This is a genomic window from Nocardioides sp. Root151 (assembly GCF_001427925.1).
Classification (GTDB): Bacteria; Actinomycetota; Actinomycetes; order Propionibacteriales; family Nocardioidaceae; genus Nocardioides.
In genome coordinates this window covers 1,025,651-1,048,039 of record NZ_LMGG01000007.1, presented here as the reverse complement: position 1 = coordinate 1,048,039, position 22,389 = coordinate 1,025,651, and the positions used below count along the sequence as shown (strand labels likewise).

General features: G+C 70.6%; 19 protein-coding genes. 5 read left to right on the top strand and 14 right to left on the bottom strand.

Annotated features, from left to right (window positions below; genetic code table 11):
* Positions 1-17 precede the first annotated feature (17 nt).
* Positions 18-1,388, top strand: coding sequence for a mycothione reductase (locus tag ASD66_RS22505; RefSeq protein WP_056675939.1), 1,371 nt, complete (start codon positions 18-20; stop codon positions 1,386-1,388).
* The gene (locus ASD66_RS22500) at positions 1,385-2,275 is read left to right on the top strand and encodes an SGNH/GDSL hydrolase family protein (protein ID WP_056892293.1); all 891 of its coding nucleotides are present in this window, start codon (positions 1,385-1,387) and stop codon (positions 2,273-2,275) included. Before ASD66_RS22505 ends, ASD66_RS22500 begins: the two co-directional genes overlap by 4 nt.
* On the opposite strand, the gene ASD66_RS22495 is transcribed toward ASD66_RS22500, so the two are convergent.
* Positions 2,276-2,824: a chloramphenicol phosphotransferase CPT family protein gene (locus tag ASD66_RS22495; RefSeq protein WP_200950148.1), complete on the bottom strand. Its 549-nt coding sequence runs from the start codon at positions 2,822-2,824 to the stop codon at positions 2,276-2,278. It abuts the gene before it with no gap.
* Positions 2,821-4,929 (bottom strand): NAD-dependent DNA ligase LigA, encoded by a 2,109-nt coding sequence (gene ligA / locus ASD66_RS22490; protein WP_056892292.1) that lies wholly within the window; start codon positions 4,927-4,929, stop codon positions 2,821-2,823. Before ligA ends, ASD66_RS22495 begins: the two co-directional genes overlap by 4 nt.
* A 111-nt stretch (positions 4,930-5,040) precedes the next feature.
* Here ligA and ASD66_RS22485 point away from each other — a divergent pair, with 111 nt between their 5' ends.
* The 3 genes from ASD66_RS22485 (at position 5,041) to ASD66_RS22475 (ending at position 8,099) form a co-directional block, all read left to right on the top strand.
* Positions 5,041-5,661, top strand: a complete 621-nt coding sequence (locus ASD66_RS22485; protein WP_056675929.1) for an alpha/beta hydrolase — start codon at positions 5,041-5,043, stop codon at positions 5,659-5,661.
* A gap of 115 nt (positions 5,662-5,776) precedes the next feature.
* The gene (locus ASD66_RS22480) at positions 5,777-6,373 is read left to right on the top strand and encodes a TetR/AcrR family transcriptional regulator (protein WP_056675927.1); all 597 of its coding nucleotides are present in this window, start codon (positions 5,777-5,779) and stop codon (positions 6,371-6,373) included.
* 76 nt (positions 6,374-6,449) lie between these two features.
* Complete coding sequence (locus ASD66_RS22475; RefSeq protein WP_082599674.1) at positions 6,450-8,099, top strand: MFS transporter; 1,650 nt, start codon at positions 6,450-6,452, stop codon at positions 8,097-8,099.
* Positions 8,100-8,200: 101 nt separating this feature from the next.
* Here the strand turns inward: ASD66_RS22475 and ASD66_RS22470 are convergent, their stop codons facing one another.
* The 12 genes from ASD66_RS22470 to ASD66_RS22415 all read right to left on the bottom strand — a co-directional run bounded on the left by ASD66_RS22470 (position 8,201) and on the right by ASD66_RS22415 (position 22,375).
* Positions 8,201-9,469 (bottom strand): hypothetical protein, encoded by a 1,269-nt coding sequence (locus tag ASD66_RS22470; protein ID WP_056892291.1) that lies wholly within the window; start codon positions 9,467-9,469, stop codon positions 8,201-8,203.
* The gene (locus tag ASD66_RS22465) at positions 9,462-9,977 is read right to left on the bottom strand and encodes a SigE family RNA polymerase sigma factor (RefSeq protein WP_056892290.1); all 516 of its coding nucleotides are present in this window, start codon (positions 9,975-9,977) and stop codon (positions 9,462-9,464) included. The genes ASD66_RS22470 and ASD66_RS22465 overlap by 8 nt, the downstream gene beginning before the upstream one ends.
* A gap of 154 nt (positions 9,978-10,131) precedes the next feature.
* Positions 10,132-11,145, bottom strand: a complete 1,014-nt coding sequence (locus ASD66_RS22460; RefSeq protein ID WP_235530205.1) for a methionine synthase — start codon at positions 11,143-11,145, stop codon at positions 10,132-10,134.
* Positions 11,142-12,248: a tRNA 2-thiouridine(34) synthase MnmA gene (gene mnmA, locus ASD66_RS22455; RefSeq protein WP_200950147.1), complete on the bottom strand. Its 1,107-nt coding sequence runs from the start codon at positions 12,246-12,248 to the stop codon at positions 11,142-11,144. Before mnmA ends, ASD66_RS22460 begins: the two co-directional genes overlap by 4 nt.
* Position 12,249: 1 nt before the next feature.
* Positions 12,250-13,428, bottom strand: coding sequence for a cysteine desulfurase family protein (locus ASD66_RS22450; protein WP_056675915.1), 1,179 nt, complete (start codon positions 13,426-13,428; stop codon positions 12,250-12,252).
* Positions 13,429-13,454: 26 nt separating this feature from the next.
* On the bottom strand, positions 13,455-14,087 hold the full coding sequence (locus ASD66_RS22445) for a nucleotidyltransferase domain-containing protein (protein WP_056892288.1): 633 nt from the start codon (positions 14,085-14,087) through the stop codon (positions 13,455-13,457).
* Between the two features lie 101 nt (positions 14,088-14,188).
* Positions 14,189-15,304, bottom strand: a complete 1,116-nt coding sequence (gene proB, locus ASD66_RS22440; RefSeq protein ID WP_056892287.1) for a glutamate 5-kinase — start codon at positions 15,302-15,304, stop codon at positions 14,189-14,191.
* Complete coding sequence (gene obgE / locus ASD66_RS22435) at positions 15,301-16,947, bottom strand: GTPase ObgE (RefSeq protein WP_082563485.1); 1,647 nt, start codon at positions 16,945-16,947, stop codon at positions 15,301-15,303. The genes proB and obgE overlap by 4 nt, the downstream gene beginning before the upstream one ends.
* Before the next feature lie 89 nt (positions 16,948-17,036).
* The gene (gene rpmA / locus ASD66_RS22430; protein WP_056675906.1) at positions 17,037-17,291 is read right to left on the bottom strand and encodes a 50S ribosomal protein L27; all 255 of its coding nucleotides are present in this window, start codon (positions 17,289-17,291) and stop codon (positions 17,037-17,039) included.
* A gap of 75 nt (positions 17,292-17,366) precedes the next feature.
* Positions 17,367-17,669, bottom strand: coding sequence for a 50S ribosomal protein L21 (gene rplU, locus ASD66_RS22425; protein ID WP_056675903.1), 303 nt, complete (start codon positions 17,667-17,669; stop codon positions 17,367-17,369).
* Between the two features lie 191 nt (positions 17,670-17,860).
* Entirely contained in the window at positions 17,861-21,325 is a 3,465-nt protein-coding gene (locus ASD66_RS22420; protein ID WP_056892286.1) for an Rne/Rng family ribonuclease, read from the bottom strand.
* Between the two features lie 342 nt (positions 21,326-21,667).
* Positions 21,668-22,375 (bottom strand): TIGR03936 family radical SAM-associated protein, encoded by a 708-nt coding sequence (locus tag ASD66_RS22415; RefSeq protein ID WP_056892285.1) that lies wholly within the window; start codon positions 22,373-22,375, stop codon positions 21,668-21,670.
* Positions 22,376-22,389: the final 14 nt, after the last annotated feature.

Below are 22,389 nucleotides of genomic sequence, written 5' to 3'. Positions count from 1 at the left end.
GCTCCTATGCTGGGCCCATGGCTCGCTACGACATCGCCGTCATCGGTGCCGGCTCCGGCAACTTCCTCGCCAACCGCTCGCTGCGCGACAAGCAGTTCGCGATCATCGAGGAGAACCTCTTCGGCGGCACCTGCCTCAACGTGGGCTGCATCCCGACCAAGATGTTCGTGCACACCGCCGACGTCGCCAACTGGATCCGCGACGCGGGCCGGTTCGGCATCGACGCGTCCCTGGACGGTGTGCGCTGGGCCGACATCCGTGACCGCATCTTCGGCCGCATCGACCCGAACTCCGCCGAAGCCCGCCAGGGTCGCGTCGACGGCGCCAACACCACGGTCCTCGAGGGCCACGCCACCTTCACCGGTGACCGCACGCTCGCCGTGGACCTCGGCGACCACGTCGAGGAGGTCACTGCCGACCAGGTCGTGATCGCCGCCGGCGGACGCCCGGTCATCCCGACCGAGATCGCGGAGTCCGGGGTGCCCTTCGAGACCAGCGACACGATCATGCGCATCGAGACGCTCCCGCGCACCCTCACCATCGTCGGCGGCGGCTTCATCGCCGCCGAGTTCGCACACATCTTCTCCGCGCTGGGCGTCGAGGTCACCCTCGTGGTGCGCGGCGACGCCCTCGTACGCCGAACCGACGCCGAGATCAGCGCCGGGTTCACCGAGCTGGCCACCAAGCAGTGGAACGTCCACCTGGGCCGCACCGTCACGACCGCGTCGGTGGACGACGGCGGGCTCCGGCTCGGCCTCGACGACGGCACCACCCTCGAGGCCGAGATGCTCCTGGTCGCCACCGGTCGTCGACCCAACAGTGACCGTCTCGACCTGGCCGGTACCGGCATCGAGCTCCACGACGACGGTCGCATCGTGGTCGACGAGTTCGGGCGCACCACCTCACCCGGGGTGTGGGCGCTGGGCGACATCTCCTCGCCGTACCAGCTCAAGCACGTGGCCAACCACGAGGCGCGCACGATCGCGCACAACCTGGCCCACCCCGACGACCTGAGGCCCTTCGACCACCGGTTCGTGCCGTCGGCGATCTTCAGCCACCCGCAGATGGCCGGCGTGGGGCTCACCGAGGCCGAGGCACTCGACGCCGGGCGCCGCGTCTCCACCAGCGTGCGGGCGTACGGCGACACGGCGTACGGCTGGGCGATGGAGGACACCACCGGCATCTGCAAGGTGATCGCCGACCGCGACACCGGCCTGCTGCTCGGCGCGCACATCATGGGGCCGGACGCCTCGACCCTGATCCAGCCGGCGATCCAGGCGCTGTCCTTCGGCCTGGGGGCACGCGACATGGCGCGCGGGCAGTACTGGATCCACCCCGCGATGGCCGAGGTCCTCGAGAACGCGCTGCTGGGACTCGACCTCCGGTGACCGCTCCGCACCCGACCGTCCGGCACAAGGCCGCCCTGGCCCTTGCCCTGCTCCCGATGCTCCTGCTCGCCGGGTGCGGCGGCGACGCGGCGACCGACATCGGCGACGTCGACACCCCGTCGGTGCGCTATGTCGCGCTGGGTGACTCCTACTCCGCGGCACCGGCGGTGCCGTCGTCGAAGGACGACGACGGATGCCTGCGCTCGACCCACAACTACCCGTCACTCGTGGCGAAGGAGTGGAAGCCCGACACGTTCGTCGACGTCACCTGCGCCGGCGCCGACACCGCAGACATGACGCGGCCGCAGTACCCCGCCATCAAGGCACAGCTCGACGCGGTCACCTCCGACACCGACGTCGTGACCCTCGGCCTGGGCGGCAACGAGTTCAACCTGTTCTTCACCCTCGTCGGCCAGTGCGCGTTCGTGCGCAACCAGGACCCCACCGGCTCGCCGTGCGAGGAGGCGATGAACGTGCGGGGCAAGGACAAGCTGCTCACCAGCATCGCCGCCACGCGCGGACGCATGGTCTCCGTGGTGCGCCAGATCCAGCAGTCGGCCCCCGAGGCGAAGGTGCTGCTGGTCGGCTACCCGCAGATCGTGCCGGCAACGGGCACCTGCCCCGACCTGCTTCCCCTTGCGGATGGCGACTACCGCTACGGCCGGATGGTCAACAAGGCGCTCACCGAGATGCTGGACGAGGTCGCGCGGGCCACCGAGACGACGTACATCGACCTCTGGAAGGCGACCGCCGGCCACGACATCTGCGCCGACGACCCGTGGATCAACGGTCAGCACCACGACCCGGAGCGCGGCGCGGCGTACCACCCGTTCGTCGAGGAGCAGGAGGCCGCCGCCGCGAAGGTGCTGGCCGCCCTCGAGGGCTGATCAGCCGCGGGCGAAGAAGCGGTCGCGGATCGTCTGGACGAGCGCCCCTGTGGACGCTCTCCCGGTGTCGACCTCGAGGTCGTAGGTGATGCCGTCGTGCACGGACTCGGCCTGCGCCGCGGCCATGCCCGGCGTGCGGTCGCCCCTGGCGGCCTCGCGTGCGGCGACGACGGCCGCGTCGCAGCGCACACCGACCCAGCCGACCGACAGTCCCGACAGCGCCGAGTGCCACCCTTGCTGACCGGCGGGGCCGCTGACGAAGTTGTCCTCGACGATCACCCGCGCGCCGGCCCGCACCATGGCCGCGATGCCGGTGCGCCACTGCTGCTCCACCGCGACGAAGTCGTCGCCCACGACCACACCGCCGTCCGGCTCGAGCACCAGCCCGTCGCCGGACAGCAACCGCGGCGGCGCGGCGTCGACGAGCGTGTCGACACCGAGCCGGAGCCAGGTGCCCGGCAGGGTCTCCTGCAACAACCTGGCCAGCGTGGTCTTCCCGGAGCTCGAACCGCCGTTGAGCACCAGCACCTGCGGCGGCGTACGGGTCATGCCAGCTCGCGGGCCGCGTCTGGCCCCTGGGCCAGCAGCACCTCGAAGCCTGCCTCGTCGAGGATGGGTACGCCGAGCTCGGCCGCCTTGTCGGCCTTGGAGCCCGCGGCCTCGCCGATCACCGCGAACGCGGTCTTCTTCGACACCGACGACGACGCCTTGCCGCCGCGGGCCAGGATCGCCTCCTTGGCCTGGTCGCGGCTGAACTTCTCCAGCGAGCCGGTGACCACGATCGAGAGCCCCTCGAGGGTGCGCTCGACGGACTCGTCGCGCTCGTCCTGCATGGTGACGCCGGCCGCGGCCCACTTGTCGACGATGGCGGTGTGCCAGTCGGAGCCCTCGCCGTCGAACCAGGCGCGCACCGACGAGGCGATCGTGGGCCCGACGCCCTCGGTGTCGGCGAGCACCTCCTCGGAGGCGTCACGCACCGCCTGGAGCGATCCGAACTGGGTGGCCAGGCCACGCGCGGCCGTCGGGCCGACGTTGCGGATCGAGAGTGCGACCAGCACCCGCCACAGCGGGACGTCCTTCGCGGTGTCGAGATTCGCCAACAGGCGTTGGCCATTGGCGCTCAGCTGAGGGCCGGCCTCGTCCTTCTTCGGGGCACGGGTGAACAGGGAAGCCCGCATCAGGTCGTCGGCGGTGAGGGCGAAGAGGTCGCCCTCGTCGTGTATCACCTTCGCCTCGAGCAGGGCCGCGGCAGCCTCGGAGCCGAGCCCCTCGATGTCGAACGCGCCGCGCCCGGCGACGTGGAAGACCCGGTCGAGCAGCTGTGCCGGGCACGAGCGGTGGTTGGGGCAGCGCATGTCCTTGTCGCCCTCGCGTTGCTGCACCAGCTCGGTGCCGCAGGCCGGGCACTCGGTGGGCATCACCCATTCGGCCAGGCCCTCGGGCCGCAGTGCCAGCACCGGACCGACGATCTCGGGGATCACGTCGCCGGCCTTGCGCAGGATCACCGTGTCGCCGGGGCGGACGTCCTTGCGCTTGACCTCGTGGCCGTTGTGCAGCGTGGCACGTTCGACGGTCGACCCGGCCACCTTCGTCGGCTCCATCACGCCGAACGGCGTGACCCTGCCCGTGCGGCCGGTGTTGACCTCGATGGAGAGCAGCTTGGCGTTGACCTCCTCGGGTGGGTACTTGAAGGCGATCGCCCATCGGGGCGCGCGGCTGGTCGAGCCCAGTCGACGCTGCAGGGACACCTCGTCGACCTTGACCACGACGCCGTCGATCTCGTGCTCGACCTCGTGCCGGTGCTCGCCGTACTCCTCGATGAAGCTGCGCACGGCCTTGAGGTCGGGCAGCACCCGGACCCTCGGAGACGTGGGCAGGCCCCACGCCTTCAGGGCGTCGTACGCCTGGGACTGCGCGGTCGGCGAGAAGCCCTCGCGGGCGCCGATGCCGTGGCAGACCATGCCGAGCGCGCGGGTCGCGGTGACCTTGGGGTTCTTCTGGCGCAGCGAACCGGCCGCCGCATTGCGCGGGTTGGCGAACGGCGGCTTGCCCTGGTCGCGCATCGCGTCGTTGAGCCGCTCGAACGCCTCGACCGGCAGGAACACCTCGCCGCGCACCTCGACCAGGTCGGGCACCGGGAACTCGTCGGTGCCGGTGAGCCGGTGCGGGATCGAGTCGATGGTCTTGACGTTGGGCGTGACGTCTTCACCGGTGCGCCCGTCGCCACGGGTCAGCGCCCGCACCAGGCGGCCCTTCTCGTAGAGGATGTTGATCGCGAGCCCGTCGACCTTCAGCTCGCACAGCAGCGCCGGTTTCTCGACCCCGTCGCGCACCAGCCGGGCGTGCCACGCCTCGAGCTCGTCGTAGGAGAACGCGTTGTCGAGGCTCTCCATGCGCTGGAGGTGGTCGACGGCGGTGAACTCCGTCGACACCGCTCCCCCGACCTTCTGGGTGGGCGAGTCGGGCGTGCGCAGCTCGGGGAACTCGTCCTCGAGCGCCTCCAGCTCGCGCAGGCGTACGTCGAAGTCGGCGTCGGACAACGTCGGGTCGTCGAGCACGTAGTAACGCCAGCGGGCGTCCTCGACCTGCTCGGACAGCAGTCGGTGGCGGTCACGGGCCTCGGGGGTCGCGGAGGAGACCTCGGAAGAACTCATGGGCACATCTTGCCGTGTCGCGCCCACAGTCGGGAGAGGCCATCCGATCCGCCCCTCCGCTCCGAAGACCACGTGCGAACATCGGACCACGCCCCATGAGAGGAACCCTGCGTGCACGAGCCCACCCTCACGCGGTACGACGCACCCAACGGCGGTCGTGGCGTGATCCTGATGCTGCACGGCGGCAAGCAGCACTCGTTCATGCCGGTCGACTGGCGCAGCACGTCCTGGCGCCGCTCGCACGCGATGCAGAAGTCGATCACGCCGCGGGCGCACGACGAGGGCGTCGGCACCTGGTTGCTGCGCTACCAGCACCGAGGCTGGAACGACGTGCACGCGCCCTCCCCGGTCCCCGACGCGCGGTGGGCCGTCGAGCAGGTCGTCCGGGCACTGGGCGACGTGCCGATCGTCCTGCTGGGGCACTCGATGGGCGCGCGCACCGCCGTGCACGTCGCCGACCACCCGCAGGTGGTCGGCGTGGTCGCGTTGGCGCCGTGGTTCGAGAAGCACGACCCCGTGGCCACGCTGGCCGACAAGCACCTCGCGGCGGCGCACGGCAGCCACGACCGGATCACCAGCCCCAAGGCCACCGCCGCATTCGTACGCCGGGCGCGGGACGTCGCCTCCTCGGTCGAGATGCACGACATGGGGCCGGTCGGGCACTACATGTTCAAGCGCATTCCCCAGTGGAACGACTTCGCGATCACGAGGTCCCTGAAGTTCTTCTCGTGACGGACAGAAAAATTCTTTCCGGATCCGGGAATTGATTGGACGCCGGCCGCGGTTGGGTTCTACATTGATGAAACGAAACAGTTTCGTTCCATCCGAGAACGCGAAGGAAACACACATGACACCGACCGGCCAGTCCGAGGTCTCCAGCGCACGGCCCCGCATCGAGGGCGACCGTGAGCAGGAGATCCTCGAGGCGACCCTGTCGGTGCTCTGCGACGTCGGCTACGACCGGCTGACCATGGACGCCGTGGCCACCAGGGCCAAGGCGAGCAAGGCCACCCTCTACCGACGTTGGTCCAGCAAGGCCGCCCTGGTGATCGACGCCTTGATCGCCGAGAAGCAACACCCCGACATCCCCGACACCGGAAGCCTGCGCGACGACCTGGTCCAGGTCAGCTGTGCCATGGGCGGACTGTCCGACGAGAAGCCGATCGGCATCCTCGCCAGTGTCCTCACCGCGATCAACCGTGACCCGGAGTTCGCCGCGGCGTTCCGCGAGCGCTTCATCGGGCCCAAGGTGGCCGCCAACCGCATCATCTACGACCGGGCGCGAGAGCGAGGCGAGATCCGTGACGACCTCGACATCGACATCATCGCCCCGGCCCTCGCCGCGATCGTCCTTCACCGGACGTTCCTCCTCGGCGACGCCCCGACGCCCGAGCTGATCACCTCGGTCATCGACCAGATCATCGTGCCGGCCTGCCGGCGCTGAGTTCCGCACCACAGAACGGTCCGTCACCACGGGCCGTCGACCTCCCGACCGCTCGAAACCCGAGATTGGATCTACCATGTCCGAAAAGTCCCTGTCCGAGGCGCTACCCGAGGTCCCGCCGCCGGTCTCCAAGGCCGAGAAGAAGCGTCTGGCCTGGGCCCTCGTGCTGATCTCCCTGGCCCAGCTGATGGTGGTGCTCGACAGCACCATCGCCAACATCGCCCTCCCGTTCATCGGCGAGGACCTCCACATCAACGAGGCGAACCTGACCTGGATCGTCACCGGCTACGCACTGGCCTTCGGTGGCCTGCTGCTGCTCGGTGGCCGACTCGGTGACCTCTACGGTCGTCGTCGCATCTTCATGGTCGGCGTCGTGGTCTTCGCGATCGCCTCGCTGCTCGGCGGCATCGCCTGGACCGAGCCGCTGCTGCTCTCGTCCCGTGCCCTCCAGGGTGTCGGGGCCGCAATGGCCTCCCCCGCCGCCCTCGCGCTGATCACCACCACGTTCCCGGCCGGCCCGCAGCGCAACCGCGCCTTCGCGGTCTACGCCGCCATGTCCGGCATCGGTGCGGCCGTCGGCCTGATCCTCGGTGGATGGCTCACCGGTCTCGACCAGCCCCTCGGCGTCGACGGATGGCGCCTGACCTTCCTGATCAACGTGCCGATCGGCCTGGTCGCGGCGGGCCTGGCCCCGCGCTTCTTCGAGGAGTCCGAGAAGCACGAGGGTTGGCTCGACATCCCCGGTGCGATCACCGGAACCTTCGGCCTGCTCGGTCTGGTCTACGGCTTCAGCCGCGCCGGCGACGAGCGCTACGGCTGGGGCAACGAGTGGACCATCGCCAGTCTTGCTGCCGGTGTCGCCCTCCTGGTGTTCTTCGCCGTGATCGAGTCGCGTGTCGAGCACCCGCTGCTCCCGGTGCGCGTCTTCGCCCACCGGACCCGCGCGGTCAGCTTCATCGCGATGATGATCCTGCCGGCCGCCATGTTCGCGATGTTCTTCTTCCTCAGCCTCTTCATCCAGAACGTCGTGGGCTACAGCCCGCTGCACGCCGGCTTCGCGTTCCTGCCGTTCTCGGTCGGCATGATCATCTCGGCCACGGCCGCGTCGAGCCTGATCAGCCGCGTCGACCCGCGCATCCTGGCCGGCACCGGTTCACTGGTCGCCGCCGCCGCACTGTTCGGGTTCTCCCGGCTCAGCGTCGACGAGTCCCCGAGCAACCTGCTCGGCGCACTCTCCGGTGACGCGGTGGGCGCAGACGTGAACTACTGGACCCAGATCCTGCCGTACGTGTTCCTGATGGCGCTCGGCATGGGCATGGTCTTCGTGCCGCTGACCCTGACCGCAGTGCACCACCTGCGGGCCCAGGACTCCGGCGTCGGCTCGGGCGTCCTGAACACCATGCAGCAGGTGGGCGGTGCGCTGGGCCTGGCCGTCCTCGCAACGGTCTCGCTGCACTTCACCCGCAACACCGGCGAGGAGATCGCACCCGGCCTGACCAAGGCCGCGATGGACGCCGGCCTGCAGGAGAAGCTCAGCCCGGCGAAGTTCGAGGAGACCATGGGTCAGCTGACCTACCTCGGCGCCTTCACCGACGGTGCGACCACCGCGTTCCTTGTGGGTGCCGCAATGATGCTGACCGCCTCGGTCATCATCTGGCTCTTCCTCGACGTCAAGCACGAGGAACTCGCCACCGACGGCCCCGAAGCCCAGGTCCACGTCGGCTGATCATCTTCACCAAGTCACGAACGGGCCGGTCGGGAGTAAGTCTCCCGCCCGGCCCGTTCGGTCATTTCAGTCGAGGTCGATCACTGCGTCGGGTCACCGGGTCACTGGGGCGTCTCGAACTCCAGCGCGGAGCCCTCGTCGACCCGTTCCGGCGTGGTCAGCAGGTCGTACGTCGGATCGAGCAGCATCGCCTTCATCTCATCGAGCGAAACCTCGAGTTCGGGATTGGCGTCGGCGCTGAACGGCCTCTCGCGCATGTTCGTCGAGTCCAGGGAGATCTGCAGCAGTCGGTCGTCGTCCTGCAAGGTCACGCTCAGCCGTCCGGGTTGACGCACTGGACCGATCTCCCAGGTGACGCGCATGGTGCCGCGATCGGTCTCCTCCTCGACGCACCGGCCCGTGCAGGACCCCGGTGCCTCGTCACCGGGTGGGGCCGACGAGGCCGACAGGATCAACACGTTGGGTCCGGTCTCGATGCCACCCGGGAACGAGAGCTTCACGGCGGTGACCTCCTGCGGCGTGGTCTCCTCGAACTCCTCCTCCATGGAGGTCGGCTCGGCGGCCATGTGGTCCAGCGCGATCGCGGCCAGCGCCGGGAAGGTGATCGGCACTCGCGTCTCCGCAGTCTCGGTCTCGAATCCGTCGAGCCTCGACCCGGCGTCGACGGCCTCCTGCGTCGTCTTCAGCCCGAACCGGGGGTCGGTGGCGATCGACGTCATCTCGTCGACGCTGATCGACAGGTCGAGCTCGCGCGGGTCGCCGGTGATCTGGTCGCCGGCGTACATCACCCACGTGTACTCGCCCTTGCGCTGCTGGGCCACGATCACGATGCCGGGGTCCTCCTCCGGCATCTCCTCCTGCCACGCGAGCGTGACCTTGCCCTGGTCCGTCGACCACGAGTCGCAGGTGGTCCCGTCCTCGCCACAACCGAGGTCGTCGATCGCTCCCGGGGCCGCGGCGGCCAGGAGCAGGTCGCCATCCTCCGCCTCGCCCGGGTCGAAGCGCAGGTCCGCACCGACCGCGCCCGGGTCGAGGCTCCCCTTGAAGTCGTCCGCGTCACCCATGGACGCCGGCTCGGCGTCGACGTGCTCGAGCACGATCGCGGCGAGGGCCCCGGGAGTCGTGACCGCGACCAGGTCGGCCGGGGTGGTGGTCACCACGTTCCGGTCCGCGTCGCCGCCCTGGAGAGCAGCGACGACTCCCGCCGTACCCACGACGACGGCAAGGGCCGCGACCCCGGCCGCCCCGACCGCGAGGCGACGTCGGCGACGGGCGCGGTGGCCGACGTCGAGCAGTGCACCGGTGTCGAGCGGCGGTACGTCGATGGAGGTGGTGGCGTCGTGCAGACGATCGCCGAACGGGTCAGTCATGGGTTCCTCCTGCGGGGACGATCTCGGGGCCGAGGGTCGTGCGCAGCCGCTTCAGCGCGTCGGAGCACTGGCTCTTCACCGTGCCCTCGGAGATGCCGAGGATGCGAGCGGTCTCGGCGACGCTGAGGTCCTCGAGGTAGCGCAGCACCACGACCGCCCGCTGTCGCGGCGGCAGCCCGGCGACCTCGTCGACCAGCCAGCGCCGGTCCTCGGGGTCTGCGTCACGGGTGCCGCGGTCCGGGAGCTCGGCGGTCGCGTGCTCCTTCTGCCAGGACTTCCTGCGGAACCACGACAGCGCCGTGTTCACCAGGATCTTGCGGGTGTAGGCCTCGGCCGCATCCGCGACGCGCAGCTTGGGCCACGACACGTAGGTCTTCACCAGTGCGGTCTGCACCAGGTCCTCGGCGAGCGCGTGGTCGTGGACCAACAGGTAGGCGGTGCGGTAGAGCGCGGACCAGCGTGCGCTCGCGAACTCCGCGAACTCGGCGTCCCCCGGTGGACGGGTCATGTGCGTTCCTCCTCGGCATGCACCCCATCAGATGCGCGTGACCCGCGGTTGGGTTGGGTCGGTCGCCGAAAAGAAGATCTTCGCGACAAGGATGCGATTCGCTGTCACCCGGTGACAGTGAATCGCATCCTTGTCAGAGCGTCGTGGGCTGGCCTCAGGACGTGAGGTTCGCCGCGCTCTTCCGGGAGAGTTCGAGTGCGGCGCGCGCCCAGGCCGGGTCGGCCCCGGCGAGGCCGCACGAGGGCGTGACCACCAGTCGGTCGGTCGGCTCGAGGCCGAGCATGTCGAGGAGCCGCAGCAACCGCTCGGAGACACTGCCCTCGGTCGGCCGCGGGTTCGGGGCCAGGGACGGGACGGCGCCGAGCAGCACCCGGTCCCCCGCTTCGACGGCCTCGGCCAGGGCGTCGTACGACCCGGGCACGAGCAGGTCGAGGTCGATGCTGATGCCGCGGGCACCGGCGCCGCGGAGCAGCGCGATAGGCACGTCGGGGGCGCAGCAGTGCACGATCGGGGTGGCCCCGGCGCCGGCGATCGCGGCCATCACCTGCTCGAGTGCCCCTGAGGCCTCGGGCGGATGCACGGCACGGTGCTTGCCCCAGCCGGACGCGGTCGGGATCTGCGCGGCCAGGACCGCGGGGAGCGCGGGCTCGTCGACCTGCACGAGGATCTCGGAGGCACCCGGAACCCGACGGCGTACGTCGGCGACGTGGTCGCGCAGCCCTTCGGCCAGTGCCTCGGCGAGCTCGCGTCGGGCACCGTGATCGCTCAGGACCTTGTCACCACGCGGCTTCTCGACCGTGGCGGCGAGAGTCCAGGGCCCCGCGACCTGCACCTTGAAGACACCGGTGAAGTCCTGCACCTGCTCCTCGATCGCGTCGAGGTCCTGTGACAGGAGCGACCGGGCCCGGCGGTGGTCGATGCCGGAGTGGTCGGTCAGCCGCCAGCCGGCGGGCTGCAGGTCGGCACCCAGTCCGCTGACCACCGCGAGTCCACGGCCGGTCATGGTGGCGGCGGCGCCGCGCCCGGGCAGCTCGGGCAGGTGCACCAGGTCGGGCAGCTCCCCGACCACCACGCGCACGGCCTCGCCGAAGTCACGCGCGTTGTCGGCCTCGTTGGCGAGGGCTCCACCGCCGGGCATCGAGCCGATGCCGGTCGCCAGTGCGCTCACGCGGTGCCGACTGCCGTGCGCGACGTGGCCGAGATCGTGGCCGAGCCGACCACGCGGGTGCCGTCGTAGATCACCGCGGCCTGGCCGGGCGCGATGCCCTCGGCCGGGTCGAGCAGCTCGATGACGACGTCGTGACCGTCCGTCGTGACGACGGCCCGGTGCTCGGATCCGTGCGCCCTCAGCTGCACGGTGCCCTCGAGTCGCTCGGGGACGGTGCCGCACCAGCGGGCCTTGATGCCCTCGATCCGGTCGATGCGCAGCTCTTCGCGCGGCCCGACGGTCACGGTTCCGGAGACCGGCTCGATGTCGAGCACGAAGCGCGGCTTGCCGTCGGGCGCCGGGCGGCCGATGCGCAGGCCCTTGCGCTGGCCGATGGTGTAGGCCGTGGTGCCCTCATGCTGTCCGAGCACCTCGCCGGTGGCGTGGTCGACGATGTCGCCGCTGTCGTTGGGGGCCCGGTCGCCGAGCTTCTCCTTCAGCCAGCCGGCGTTGTCGCCGTCGGCGATGAAGCAGATGTCATGGGAGTCGGGCTTGTTGGCCACCATCAGCCCACGGCGCTCGGCCTCGAGGCGGACGTCGCCCTTGACCGAGTCGCCGAGTGGGAACAGCGAGTGGGCCAGCTGCTCCTGGGTGAGCACGCCGAGCACGTAGGACTGGTCCTTGCCCATGTCGACCGCGCGGTGCATCTCGATCAACCCGTCGGAACCGGTCTCGAGCTGCGCGTAGTGACCGGTGACCACCGCGTCGAAGCCGAGCGCCAGGGCCCGGTCGAGCACGGCGGCGAACTTGATCTTCTCGTTGCAGCGCAGGCACGGGTTCGGCGTACGGCCGGCGGCGTACTCGGACATGAAGTCCTCGACGACGTTCTCGTGGAACTCGTCGGACATGTCCCAGACGTAGAACGGGATGCCGATCACGTCGGCGGCCCGGCGCGCGTCGTTGCTGTCCTCGATCGTGCAGCAGCCGCGGGCGCCGCTGCGGTAGGACTTGGGGTTGCGCGACAGGGCGAGGTGGATGCCGGTGACGTCGTGGCCGGCCTCGGCAGCGCGTGCGGCAGCAACGGCGGAGTCGACGCCGCCGGACATCGCGGCCAGAACCCTCACGTCACGAGCCCTTCCGGGCACCGGCCGCGCGGGCCCGCTCGACTACCGGACCGATCGCCTCGACCAGGGCGTCGATGTCGGACTGCGTGGTGGTGTGGCCGAGCGAGAAACGCAGCGAACCCCGCGCCTCGGCCTCGGTGCAGCCCATCGCCAGGAGCACGTGCGAGGCCTGCGGCACACCGGCGTTGCAGGCCGAGCCGGTGGAGCACTCGATGCCGCGGGCGTCGAGCAGCATCAGCAGCGAGTCGCCCTCGCAGCCCGGGAAGCGCAGGTGAGCGTGACCGGGCAGCAGGTGCGCCGGGTCTCCGTTGCGCACGGCGTCGGGGACGATCGCGCAGACCCGGTCGACGAGCTGGTCGCGCAACGCGGCCAGCCGGACGTGGTGGTCGGCCTGCGACTTCACCGATGCCTCGACCGCGGCCGCCAGTCCGGCGATCGCGGGAGTGTCGATGGTGCCGCTGCGGATGTCGCGCTCCTGTCCGCCGCCGTGCACCAGCGGCGTGACCTCGAGCTCGCGGCGTACGACGAGGGCGCCGACCCCGAACGGGCCACCGACCTTGTGCCCGGTGAGCGTCAGGGCGTCGACTCCCGAGGCCGCGAAGTCGACCGGCACGGCGCCGATCGCCTGGACGGCGTCGGTGTGGACGGGAATACCGTGGGCGGCGGCCAGCTCGACGATCTCGTCGATCGGCTGGATCGTGCCGACCTCGTTGTTGGCCCACATCACGGAGATGAGCGCGACGTCGTCGGGGTTGCGCTCGACCGCGGCGCGCAGCGCGTCAATCTTGAGGCGACCGAGCGAGTCGACCGGCAGCAGCTCGACCTGCGCGTCCTCGTCCTCGGAAAGCCAGTGCAGCGGGTCGAGCACGGCGTGGTGCTCGATGGCGCTGCTGAGGATGCGGGGGCCCCGGTTCGCCGAGCGCATGCGGGCCCAGTAGATGCCCTTGAGCGCCAGGTTGTCCGCCTCGGTGCCACCGGAGGTGAAGACCACTTCGCCGGGTCGGCAGTTGAGGGCCTGCGCGATCTGCTCGCGCGACTCCTCGACCACCCGGCGCGCGTGACGCCCGGAGGCGTGCAACGACGACGGGTTGCCGACCGCGGTCAGCTGTGCAGTGAGTGCGTCGACGGCCGCCGGGAGCATCGGCGTCGTGGCGGCGTGGTCGAGGTAAACGGTCGTCATTGCATCTTCAAGGGTACGGCGCGCCGTCATATGACGCCTAACCACCGGTGCTCCGCGTCCTCACGACGTACGGCGTCGCGCAGCCACGCCCGCTCGTTCTCCCCGAGCAGTGGCCACGCGGCCACGAGGTCGCGCAGGTCCTTGGATCGGTCGAGGCGGGCCTTGTGCTGGAGCACGACCTCGGGCCGCAGGTAGCGGATGCCGTCGGCGGCCACCCAGGTCACGTCGTCCAGTGGCGCGTGCCATGCGGGGTCACGCCGCGAGACCCACTGCCCCTCGTGGTCCTCGCTGAGGATGCAGTCCATGATCCACGGTGCCGTGGCGTGCTCCCGCAACCAGACCTGGCTGGCTCCCTCGTGCAGCTCGGGCCACGTGTCGTTGACCGGGCGTATGGCGCCGGCCCCGGCACCCCACGCGTGGTAGCGCCCATGCACCACGTCGAGCAGCTTCGGCAGGTCACGCGCGAAGATCACCACGTCGATGTCCTCATGCGGCCGGGGGACGCCGGTGAACGCCTCGATCGCCCAACCGCCGACGACCCACCACGGTGCCTCGAAGTCGCGGAGGAACTCCACGGTCTCCGCCGGGTCGAGGGAGTCCCACGCGCCGTACAGCCGCTGGAACTCGATCTCTTCCTCGTCCTCGGTCAGGTCGGCCACCCGGACAGGTTAGAGGGTCCGCGGTCCAGCATGTCGGCCAGGGATTCGAGGACAGTCCCGTCCGCGGCACGGTGGCCGTCACGGTCCGATGGAGTCGACGCTCAGAGCAGCACGAGGTCGTCGCGGTGCACGACCTCGCGTTCGTAGGCCGCACCGAGCTCCTTCTTCAACGCGTGCGACGACTTGCCGGCCAGCGACGGGATCTCGTCGGCGTCGAAGTTCACCAGGCCGCGGGCCACGGGGACGCCGTCGGGCCCGACCAGGTCGACCGGGTCACCGCCGACGAAGCCACCGGTCGCGCCCACCACGCCGGCCGCCAGCAACGACGCACGCCGTTCGACGACGGCCTTGACCGCGCCGGCGTCGAGCAACAGCTGACCCTTGGGCTCGGTGGCGTGCGCGAGCCACAGCAGTCGCGTGGGCCGGCGCTTGCCGGTGGCGTGGAAGAGCGTGCCGACCGGCTTGCCGGCCAGGGCCTCCCCCGCCTGCGGGGCCGAGGTCAGGACGACGGGGATGCCGGCACCTGTCGCGATGGCGGCTGCCTCGACCTTGGTGTGCATGCCGCCCGTGCCGAGGCCGGCTGCGCCGGTCGACCCGATCGACAGGCCTGCCAGGTCGGCCGAGGAACGCACGTTCGGCACGAGCGAGGTGCCCGGGGTCGCGGGGTTGCCGTCGTACAGCCCGTCGACGTCGGAGAGCAGCACCAGAAGGTCGGCGTGCACGAGGTGGGCGACCAGGGCGGCCAGGCGGTCGTTGTCGCCGAAGCGGATCTCGGACGTGGCGACGGTGTCGTTCTCGTTGACGATCGGCACCACCCCGAGCTCCAGCAGCTTGGCCATCGTCTGGTGCGCGTTGCGGTAGTGGGAGCGACGGGTGACGTCGTCGACGGTCAGCAGCACTTGCCCGGCGGTGAGTCCGTGCCGGGCCAGCTCCTCGGTGTAGCGGTGCACCAGCAGGCCCTGGCCCACCGACGCGGCGGCCTGTTGCGCGGCCAGCCCGCGCGGACGCCGAGCCAGCCCCAGCGGAGCCAGGCCGGCGGCGATGGCACCCGAGGAGACCAGCACGACCTCGACGCCACGGGCGCGGACGGCAGCCAGCGTGTCGACCAGGTCACGAACTCGCGACGGGTCGATGCCGCCGGCGGCGGTGGTCAGCGACGACGACCCGACCTTGACCACGACGCGGCGCGCCGCGGTCACCTGGTCGCGCGCGCTCATGACTCGTCGGCCTCCGTGGCCCGCTCGGTGGTCGCGTCCTCGGCAACATCGGTGCCGTCCACCTGCTCGGCGACAGCGTCCTCGGAAGCATCGGTGCCTTCGCCGGCCACCTGCGCGTCGGGGTCGAACTCGTTCCAGTCGGGGTCTTCCTCGGAGCCGACGACGTACGACATGGGGCCGGCGTCGCCGCTGTCGAGGCGACGGGCCACGTCGGCACGGGTCTCGGTCTCGGAACGCTCGGGCATCTGCTCCTGGATGTCACGACGGCGGGTCGCCGCGGGGCGCTCCTCACGCAGCCGTTCGTCCTCGCCACGACGGCCGAGCATCTCCGCACCGGCCTCGATGCCGGGCTTGAAGTCGAAGACGACCGCGTTGTCGGCGTGGCCGATCAGGACGGCGTCGCCCTCCTCGGCGCCGAGCTCGACCAGCTTCTTCTCCACGCCGAGGGCGTTGAGGCGGTCGGCGAGGAAGCCCACGGCCTCCTCGTTGTTGAAGTCGGTCTGACGCACCCAGCGCTCGGGCTTCTCGCCACGCACGCGCCAGCCCTCGCCGGTCTCCTTGATCGTGAAGTCGCCCGAGCCGTCGGCCGACTTCGGACGGATCACCATGCGGGGCACCTCGACGACCGGCTTCTCCGCACGAGCCCGCGAGACCAGCTCGGCCATCGCGAAGGTCAGCTCGCGCATGCCCTCTCCGGAGGCGGCGCTGACCTCGAAGACCCGCAGGCCGCGGTCGCGCAGCTCCTCGACGACGAACGAGGCGATGTCGCGCCCGTCGGGCACGTCGACCTTGTTCAGGGCGACCAGGCGCGGGCGGTCCTCGAGGCCGCCGTACCGGCTGAGCTCGTTCTCCATGATGTCGAGGTCCTCGACCGGGTTGCGGCCGGGCTCGATGGTGGCGGTGTCGATGACGTGCAGCAGGGCCGCGCACCGCTCGATGTGGCGCAGGAAGTCGTGGCCGAGACCGCGTCCGTCGGCGGCACCCTCGATCAGGCCGGGCACGTCGGCCACGGTGAACGTCGTGTCACCGGCGCGTACGACGCCGAGGTTCGGCACCAGTGTCGTGAACGGGTAGTCGGCGATCTTGGGCCGGGCCCGCGAGATCGCCGCGATCAGCGAGGACTTGCCGGCGCTCGGGAAGCCGACCAGGCCGATGTCGGCGACGACCTTCAGCTCGAGGACGATGTCGAGCTCGTCGCCGGGCTCGCCGAGCAGCGCGAAGCCGGGCGCCTTGCGCTTGGAGGAGGCCAGTGCGGCGTTGCCGAGGCCACCGTTGCCGCCCTTGGCGATGACCAGCTCGGTGCCGGCGCCGACCATGTCGGCGATCACGTTGCCCTTGTCGTCGGTGACGACGGTGCCGTCGGGAATGGGCAGCACCATGTCGGCACCGTGGGCGCCGTTCTTGTGCGACCCGGCGCCCTGGCGGCCGTTCTCACCTCGGCGCACCGGGCTGTGGTGGTAGTCGATGAGTGTCGTGATGTCGGGGTCGACGCGGAGGATCACGGACCCGCCGGGTCCACCGTTGCCGCCGTCGGGGCCACCGAGAGGCTTGAACTTCTCCCTGTGGACCGACGCGACACCGTTGCCGCCCCGGCCTGCTGCGACGTGCAGCTTGACCTGGTCGACGAATGTCGGAACTGCCATGGAGATCTCCTGGTGGTCTAAATGCCGAAGGCGCCCCTAGATCCTAGGGACGCCAACGGGATGATGCGTGGGTGCGGGTGAGCGTCAGTTCACTCGCCCGGCAGGATGTTCACGACACGACGGCCGCGCTTGGTGCCGAACTCGACCGCGCCGCCGACGAGGGCGAACAGGGTGTCGTCACCGCCGCGGCCGACGCCGCTGCCCGGGTGGAAGTGCGTGCCGCGCTGGCGGACGATGATCTCGCCGGCGTTGACGGTCTGGCCGCCGTAGCGCTTCACGCCGAGGCGCTGGGAGTTCGAGTCGCGACCGTTCTTGGTGGACGCGGCGCCCTTCTTGTGTGCCATTTCTGAATCCTTTGTCGAGTCGAGGAACAACCAGGGCGGCAGCGCGGCGACGAAGTCGACCCGCTCGCCCCAATGTCACTGGGAGATGTCGGTGACCTTGACCTGGGTGTACTTCTGACGGTGACCCTGGCGCTTCTTGTAACCGGTCTTGTTCTTGTACTTCTGGATGATGATCTTGGGGCCCTTGGTGGCGCCGAGGACCTCGACGGTCACGGATGCCTTGTCGAGGCCGGTCGAGGTGACGTCTTCACCGTCGACGAGCAGGACCACGGGGAGGGTCACCGACTCACCGACAGCGGTCTCCACCTTGTCGATCTCGATGACGTCGCCCACGGCAACCTTCTGCTGGGTGGCGCCTGCGCGCACGATCGCGTACACCGCGGTCTCCTTCGTCGAGTGACTTCTACTTCAAATCTCTGGGCTCCGGGGCCAGTCACGCGCGGGCGCGGATGTCCGTCAGGACAACGCCGGGTGGTGGCCACGCAGAGAGGGCATACGGATGCATACCGAAGAGCAATACTACGGTTCCCGGGGCCCGACCGCAAAACGAGCGGACCCCGGTCGCCCGGTCAGTGCTTGCGGCCGCCCTTGTTCTTCACCGGGACGTGCAGGTCGGCGCCGCCCTCGGAGGCCGGAGCGCCTGCCTCAGCGGTCTCCGGTGCGGCCGTGGAGCCGGCTCCGGAGGCCCGGCTGGCACCGCGACGACCACGCGTGCGCGTGACCACCTTCGGGGCCTCGACGGGTGCTGCGTCGGAGACCTCGGGGGCCGCCGGCGGTGCGGTCACGGTGAGCGCCTCCACGACCGGGGTCGTGTGTACGCCGCTGGGCCGGCTGGCCCGACGACGGGTACGGGTGACCACCTTGGGTGCCTCGACCGGAGCTGCCTCGACGTGTTTCTCGGCCTCGACGGGCTTGTCGGTCTCGACAGGTGCCACGGCGACCGGCTTCTCGGCCTCGACCGGGGCCGACTGCTCGCCCCGAGCCTGGTTCTGCGTGCTGCTCCCGCCCTGCGCGTCCGCGTCGTCGGCAGCCCTGTCGGCTGCGGCGTCTGCCGTGTCCGACGTGTCGGCGGACCTCGTCGTACGACGGCGGTTGGCATTGCGCGAGCCGCGAGTGCGGGTCGTGGTGGTGGTCGTCGGTGCGGGTGCCTCGGCCGGGGCCTCGGACGTGGTGTCGACGGTGGGCTCGGCGTCGCCCGTCGCCTCGTCCGACGCGTCGACCGGGGACCGGTCGGCGTTCTCCGGACGGGCCACCGCGGCCACGTCCTTCGGCGAGGGCGGTGCCGGCGGGGTGGCCCGGGAGTCGTTGCCCCGCTGGTTGCCGTTGCCGCTTCCCTGGTTGCCCTGGTTGCCGCTGTCGTCGCCCTTGCGGCCGCGGCCGCGACGGCCACCGGAGCGGGCGCCGTCGTCGGTGTTCTTCTGCTCGACGGGCATGTCGTGCACCATGATGCCGCGGCCCTGGCAGTGCTCGCAGTCCTCACTGAAGGCCTCGAGCAGGCCGGTGCCGATCCGCTTGCGGGTCATCTGGACCAGGCCGAGCGAGGTGACCTCGGCGACCTGGTGACGGGTGCGGTCGCGACCCAGGCACTCGACCAGGCGACGCAGCACCAGGTCGCGGTTGCTCTCGAGGACCATGTCGATGAAGTCGACGACGATGATGCCGCCGATGTCGCGCAGCCGGAGCTGGCGGACGATCTCTTCAGCGGCCTCGAGGTTGTTCTTGGTGACGGTCTCCTCGAGGTTGCCCCCCGAGCCGGTGAACTTCCCGGTGTTGACGTCGACGACCGTCATGGCCTCGGTGCGGTCGATGATCAGCGAGCCACCGGAGGGCAGCCAGACCTTGCGGTCGAGCCCCTTGGCGATCTGCTCGTCGATGCGGTACGTCGCGAACGAGTCCTTGCCGTTGGGCGACTCGAAGCGCTCGAGACGGTCCTGGAGGTCGGGCGCCACCTCGGCGACGTAGCCCTGGACGGTGTTCCAGGCGTCCTCGCCCTCGATGACCAGCTTGGCGAAGTCCTCGGTGAAGAGGTCGCGGACCACCTTGAGGGTCAGGTCGGGCTCTCCGTAGAGGAGCTTGGGAGAGTTGCCGGACTTGGCCTTCGACTCGATCTCGTCCCAGCGGGCCTTGAGGCGCTCGACGTCCTGGGTCAGCTCCTCCTCGGAGGCACCCTCGGCTGCCGTGCGCACGATGACGCCGGCGGTGTCGGGGACGATCTCCTTGAGCAGCGTCTTGAGGCGGCTGCGCTCGGTGTCGGGCAGCTTGCGGGAGATGCCGCTGGTGGTGCCGTCGGGCACGTAGACCAGGAACCGGCCGGCGAGGCTGACCTGGCCGGTGAGGCGGGCACCCTTGTGGCCGATCGGGTCCTTGGTGACCTGCACCAGGATCGACTGGCCGCTGGTCAGCACCGACTCGATCTTGCGGGGCTGGCCGTCCTTGTGACCGAGCGCGGCCCAGTTGATCTCACCGGCGTAGATCACGGCGTTGCGGCCCTTGCCGATGTCGACGAATGCCGCCTCCATGGAGGGCAGCACGTTCTGCACGCGGCCGACGTACACGTTGCCGATCAGCGACGTCTGGGACTCGCGGGCGACGTAGTGCTCGACGAGGACCTTGTCCTCGAGCACGGCGATCTGGGTGAGGTCGGGGCGCTGGCGGATCACCATGTTGCGCTCGACCGACTCGCGGCGGGCCAGGAACTCGGCCTCGCTCACGATCGGGGCGCGGCGACGTCCGGCCTCGCGGCCCTCGCGGCGACGCTGCTTCTTGGCCTCGAGGCGGGTGGAACCGGCGACGGCGGTGATCTGGTCCTCGGCCGAGCGCGACTGGCGCACCCGGGTGACGGTGTTCTCGGGGTCGTCGGAGGCTCCCCCACCGGAGTCACCGGCGCGGCGGCGACGGCGACGACGACGGGTGCCACCTGCGCCGTTCTCGCCGGTCTCGTCGTCGTCGGAGGAGTCGTCCTCGTCGGTGTCGGCGTTCTGCTCGTTGCCCTCGCCCGCGGAGTCGGGGCCGTCGCCGGCCTTGCGACGGCGGCGGCCGCCACGGCGGCGACGACGACGCGGTCCGCCGCTCGTCTCTCCCGCCTCGTCGTCGGCGTCGGTGCCGTCGGTGCCGTCGATCGACTCATCAGGGGCGGCGTCGTCGGAGGCAGCCTCGTCGACCTCTTCCTCGAGTTCCTCGGCCTTCGCCTTGGCACCCTTGCCCTTGCCGCCCTTGCCCTTGTTGCCGCCCTTCTTGGCCGGCTTGTCGGACTTCTCGGCTCCGGACTTCTCGTCCTCGGCCGGGGCATCGTCGGTCTGCGCCTCGTCGACCTTGGCGTCGTCGGCCTTGGCGGTCTGTGCGTCGGCTGCCTCGGGAGCGGTGGACTTCTTGGCCTTGCCGCCGGACTTCTTCTTGGGCTTCGGCTTCTCCTCCGCCGCCGCGCTCTCCGGCACGGCGTCCTCGACGGCCGGCGAGGCGGTGGCCTCGGGCTCAGTGTCCTCGGGTGCGGCCGACTCGGCCTCGACCGAGACGACCTTGGTCCGGCGGGTACGCCGCACCGGTGCCTTGGTCGGCTCGGGAGCCTGGAACAGCAGTGCCGTGGCGGGTGCCAGCGACTCGGCCTCGGCCTCGGCCGTGGTGTCGGTGGCGGGCGCGTCGGTGGTCTCGTCCAGGGGCAGGACTTCCTGGGCGGCGACCTTCTTGGCTGCGGTGCGCTTGGCCGGGGCCTTCTTGGCCGCGGTCTTGCGGGCGGTGGTCTTGCGGGCCGCCGTCTTCTTGGCGGGGGGTACCTCGGCTGGAGGGGCCTCGTCGGACGTCGGCGCGTCGCCGGCGACGGGCTCGACGGCCGGCTCGTCAGCCGGGGCCGCAGCAGCGGTCTTCTTCGCGGCGGCACGCTTGGCGGGCGCCTTCTTGGCCGCGGTCTTGCGGGCGGTGGTCTTGCGAGCCGCCGTCTTCTTGGCGGGGGCGGCGTCGGTCTCGACCGCCGCGGACTCGGTGGGCACCGGGTCCGAGGGAGTTGATTCCGTGGTGCCGGTGTTGTCGTCGTCGAGCATGTCGCGCTCCTCGGCAGCCGTGGCCCTTTCAGGTGGCCTGCTACCAGTCCGACGCGTGATGCTCCGTGTGGGTCACCACGCGTTAAGCCTTCAGGTGGCGACGAAGAACTCCGCAGGGCGTCATCGAGTGCCTGCCATGTCACCTGCCGCGGTCGCCGGGCCTGATCGTGTCGCTCTCACCAACACGGGGCCGCGTCGCGGTCTGGTGACGACCTCCACTCCATGTGCCGGTGCCTCGGGGGCCTCGGCGAGAACGTCGTCGGGTCGGTGTGTGCGGCAAGCCGCAGCACGGTGACCTGTGGCGAGTATCGCACACAGGCGCCGAAACCCGGCCAATGCCGATCAGGCCAGCGGGTCGCCGATCGCGCCGTCGTCGAGGAGGACGCCCTGGGCGGCCCGGGTCAGCAGGGTGCCGCCGGAGGCCAGGTCGAGGCCGGCCACCTGCGCCAGACCGGTGAGCACGTCGTCGGGTCGCACGCTGGGGACGCCGTGGACCAGCACGACGTCGATCCGCACGCCCCGCTCGGTGGCGGAGGCCGACATCGAGCGCACGGCGCCCCGGCAGTCGAAGGTGCGCAGGCCCTTCTTGGTCATCCGCTCGACCGAGACCTCCTCGGCAGCCAGGAACCGCGCGACCGCGTCGACGGCCACCTGGGCGTCGAGGGCGAGGTCGATCTGCCAGTGGCTGGCCTGCAGGTTGTCGGCCAGCGACCCGCCCGGCGACACGACGACCTCGAGGATGTCGAGCCCGTCGGGGAGCGCCTCGGCGAGAAGCTCGTGCATCGCGGCCGGGTCGACGATCTCGGCGAGCGCGATCTCGAGGTACTCGGCCTCGCTGGCGGACCCGGTCGGCGCCGCGCCGGCGTACGAGATGCGAGGGTGCGGGTTGAAGCCCGAGGAATAGGCCATCGGCACGCGGGCCCGGAAGACGGCGCGTTCGAAGGCCCGGCTGAAGTCGCGGTGGCTGGTGAACCGGAGCCGGCCCCGCTTGGCGTACCGGATGCGGAGTCGCTGGACCGGAGGGGCTTGTTGTTCGGGCTGTTCACGCACGGGGGCACGATATC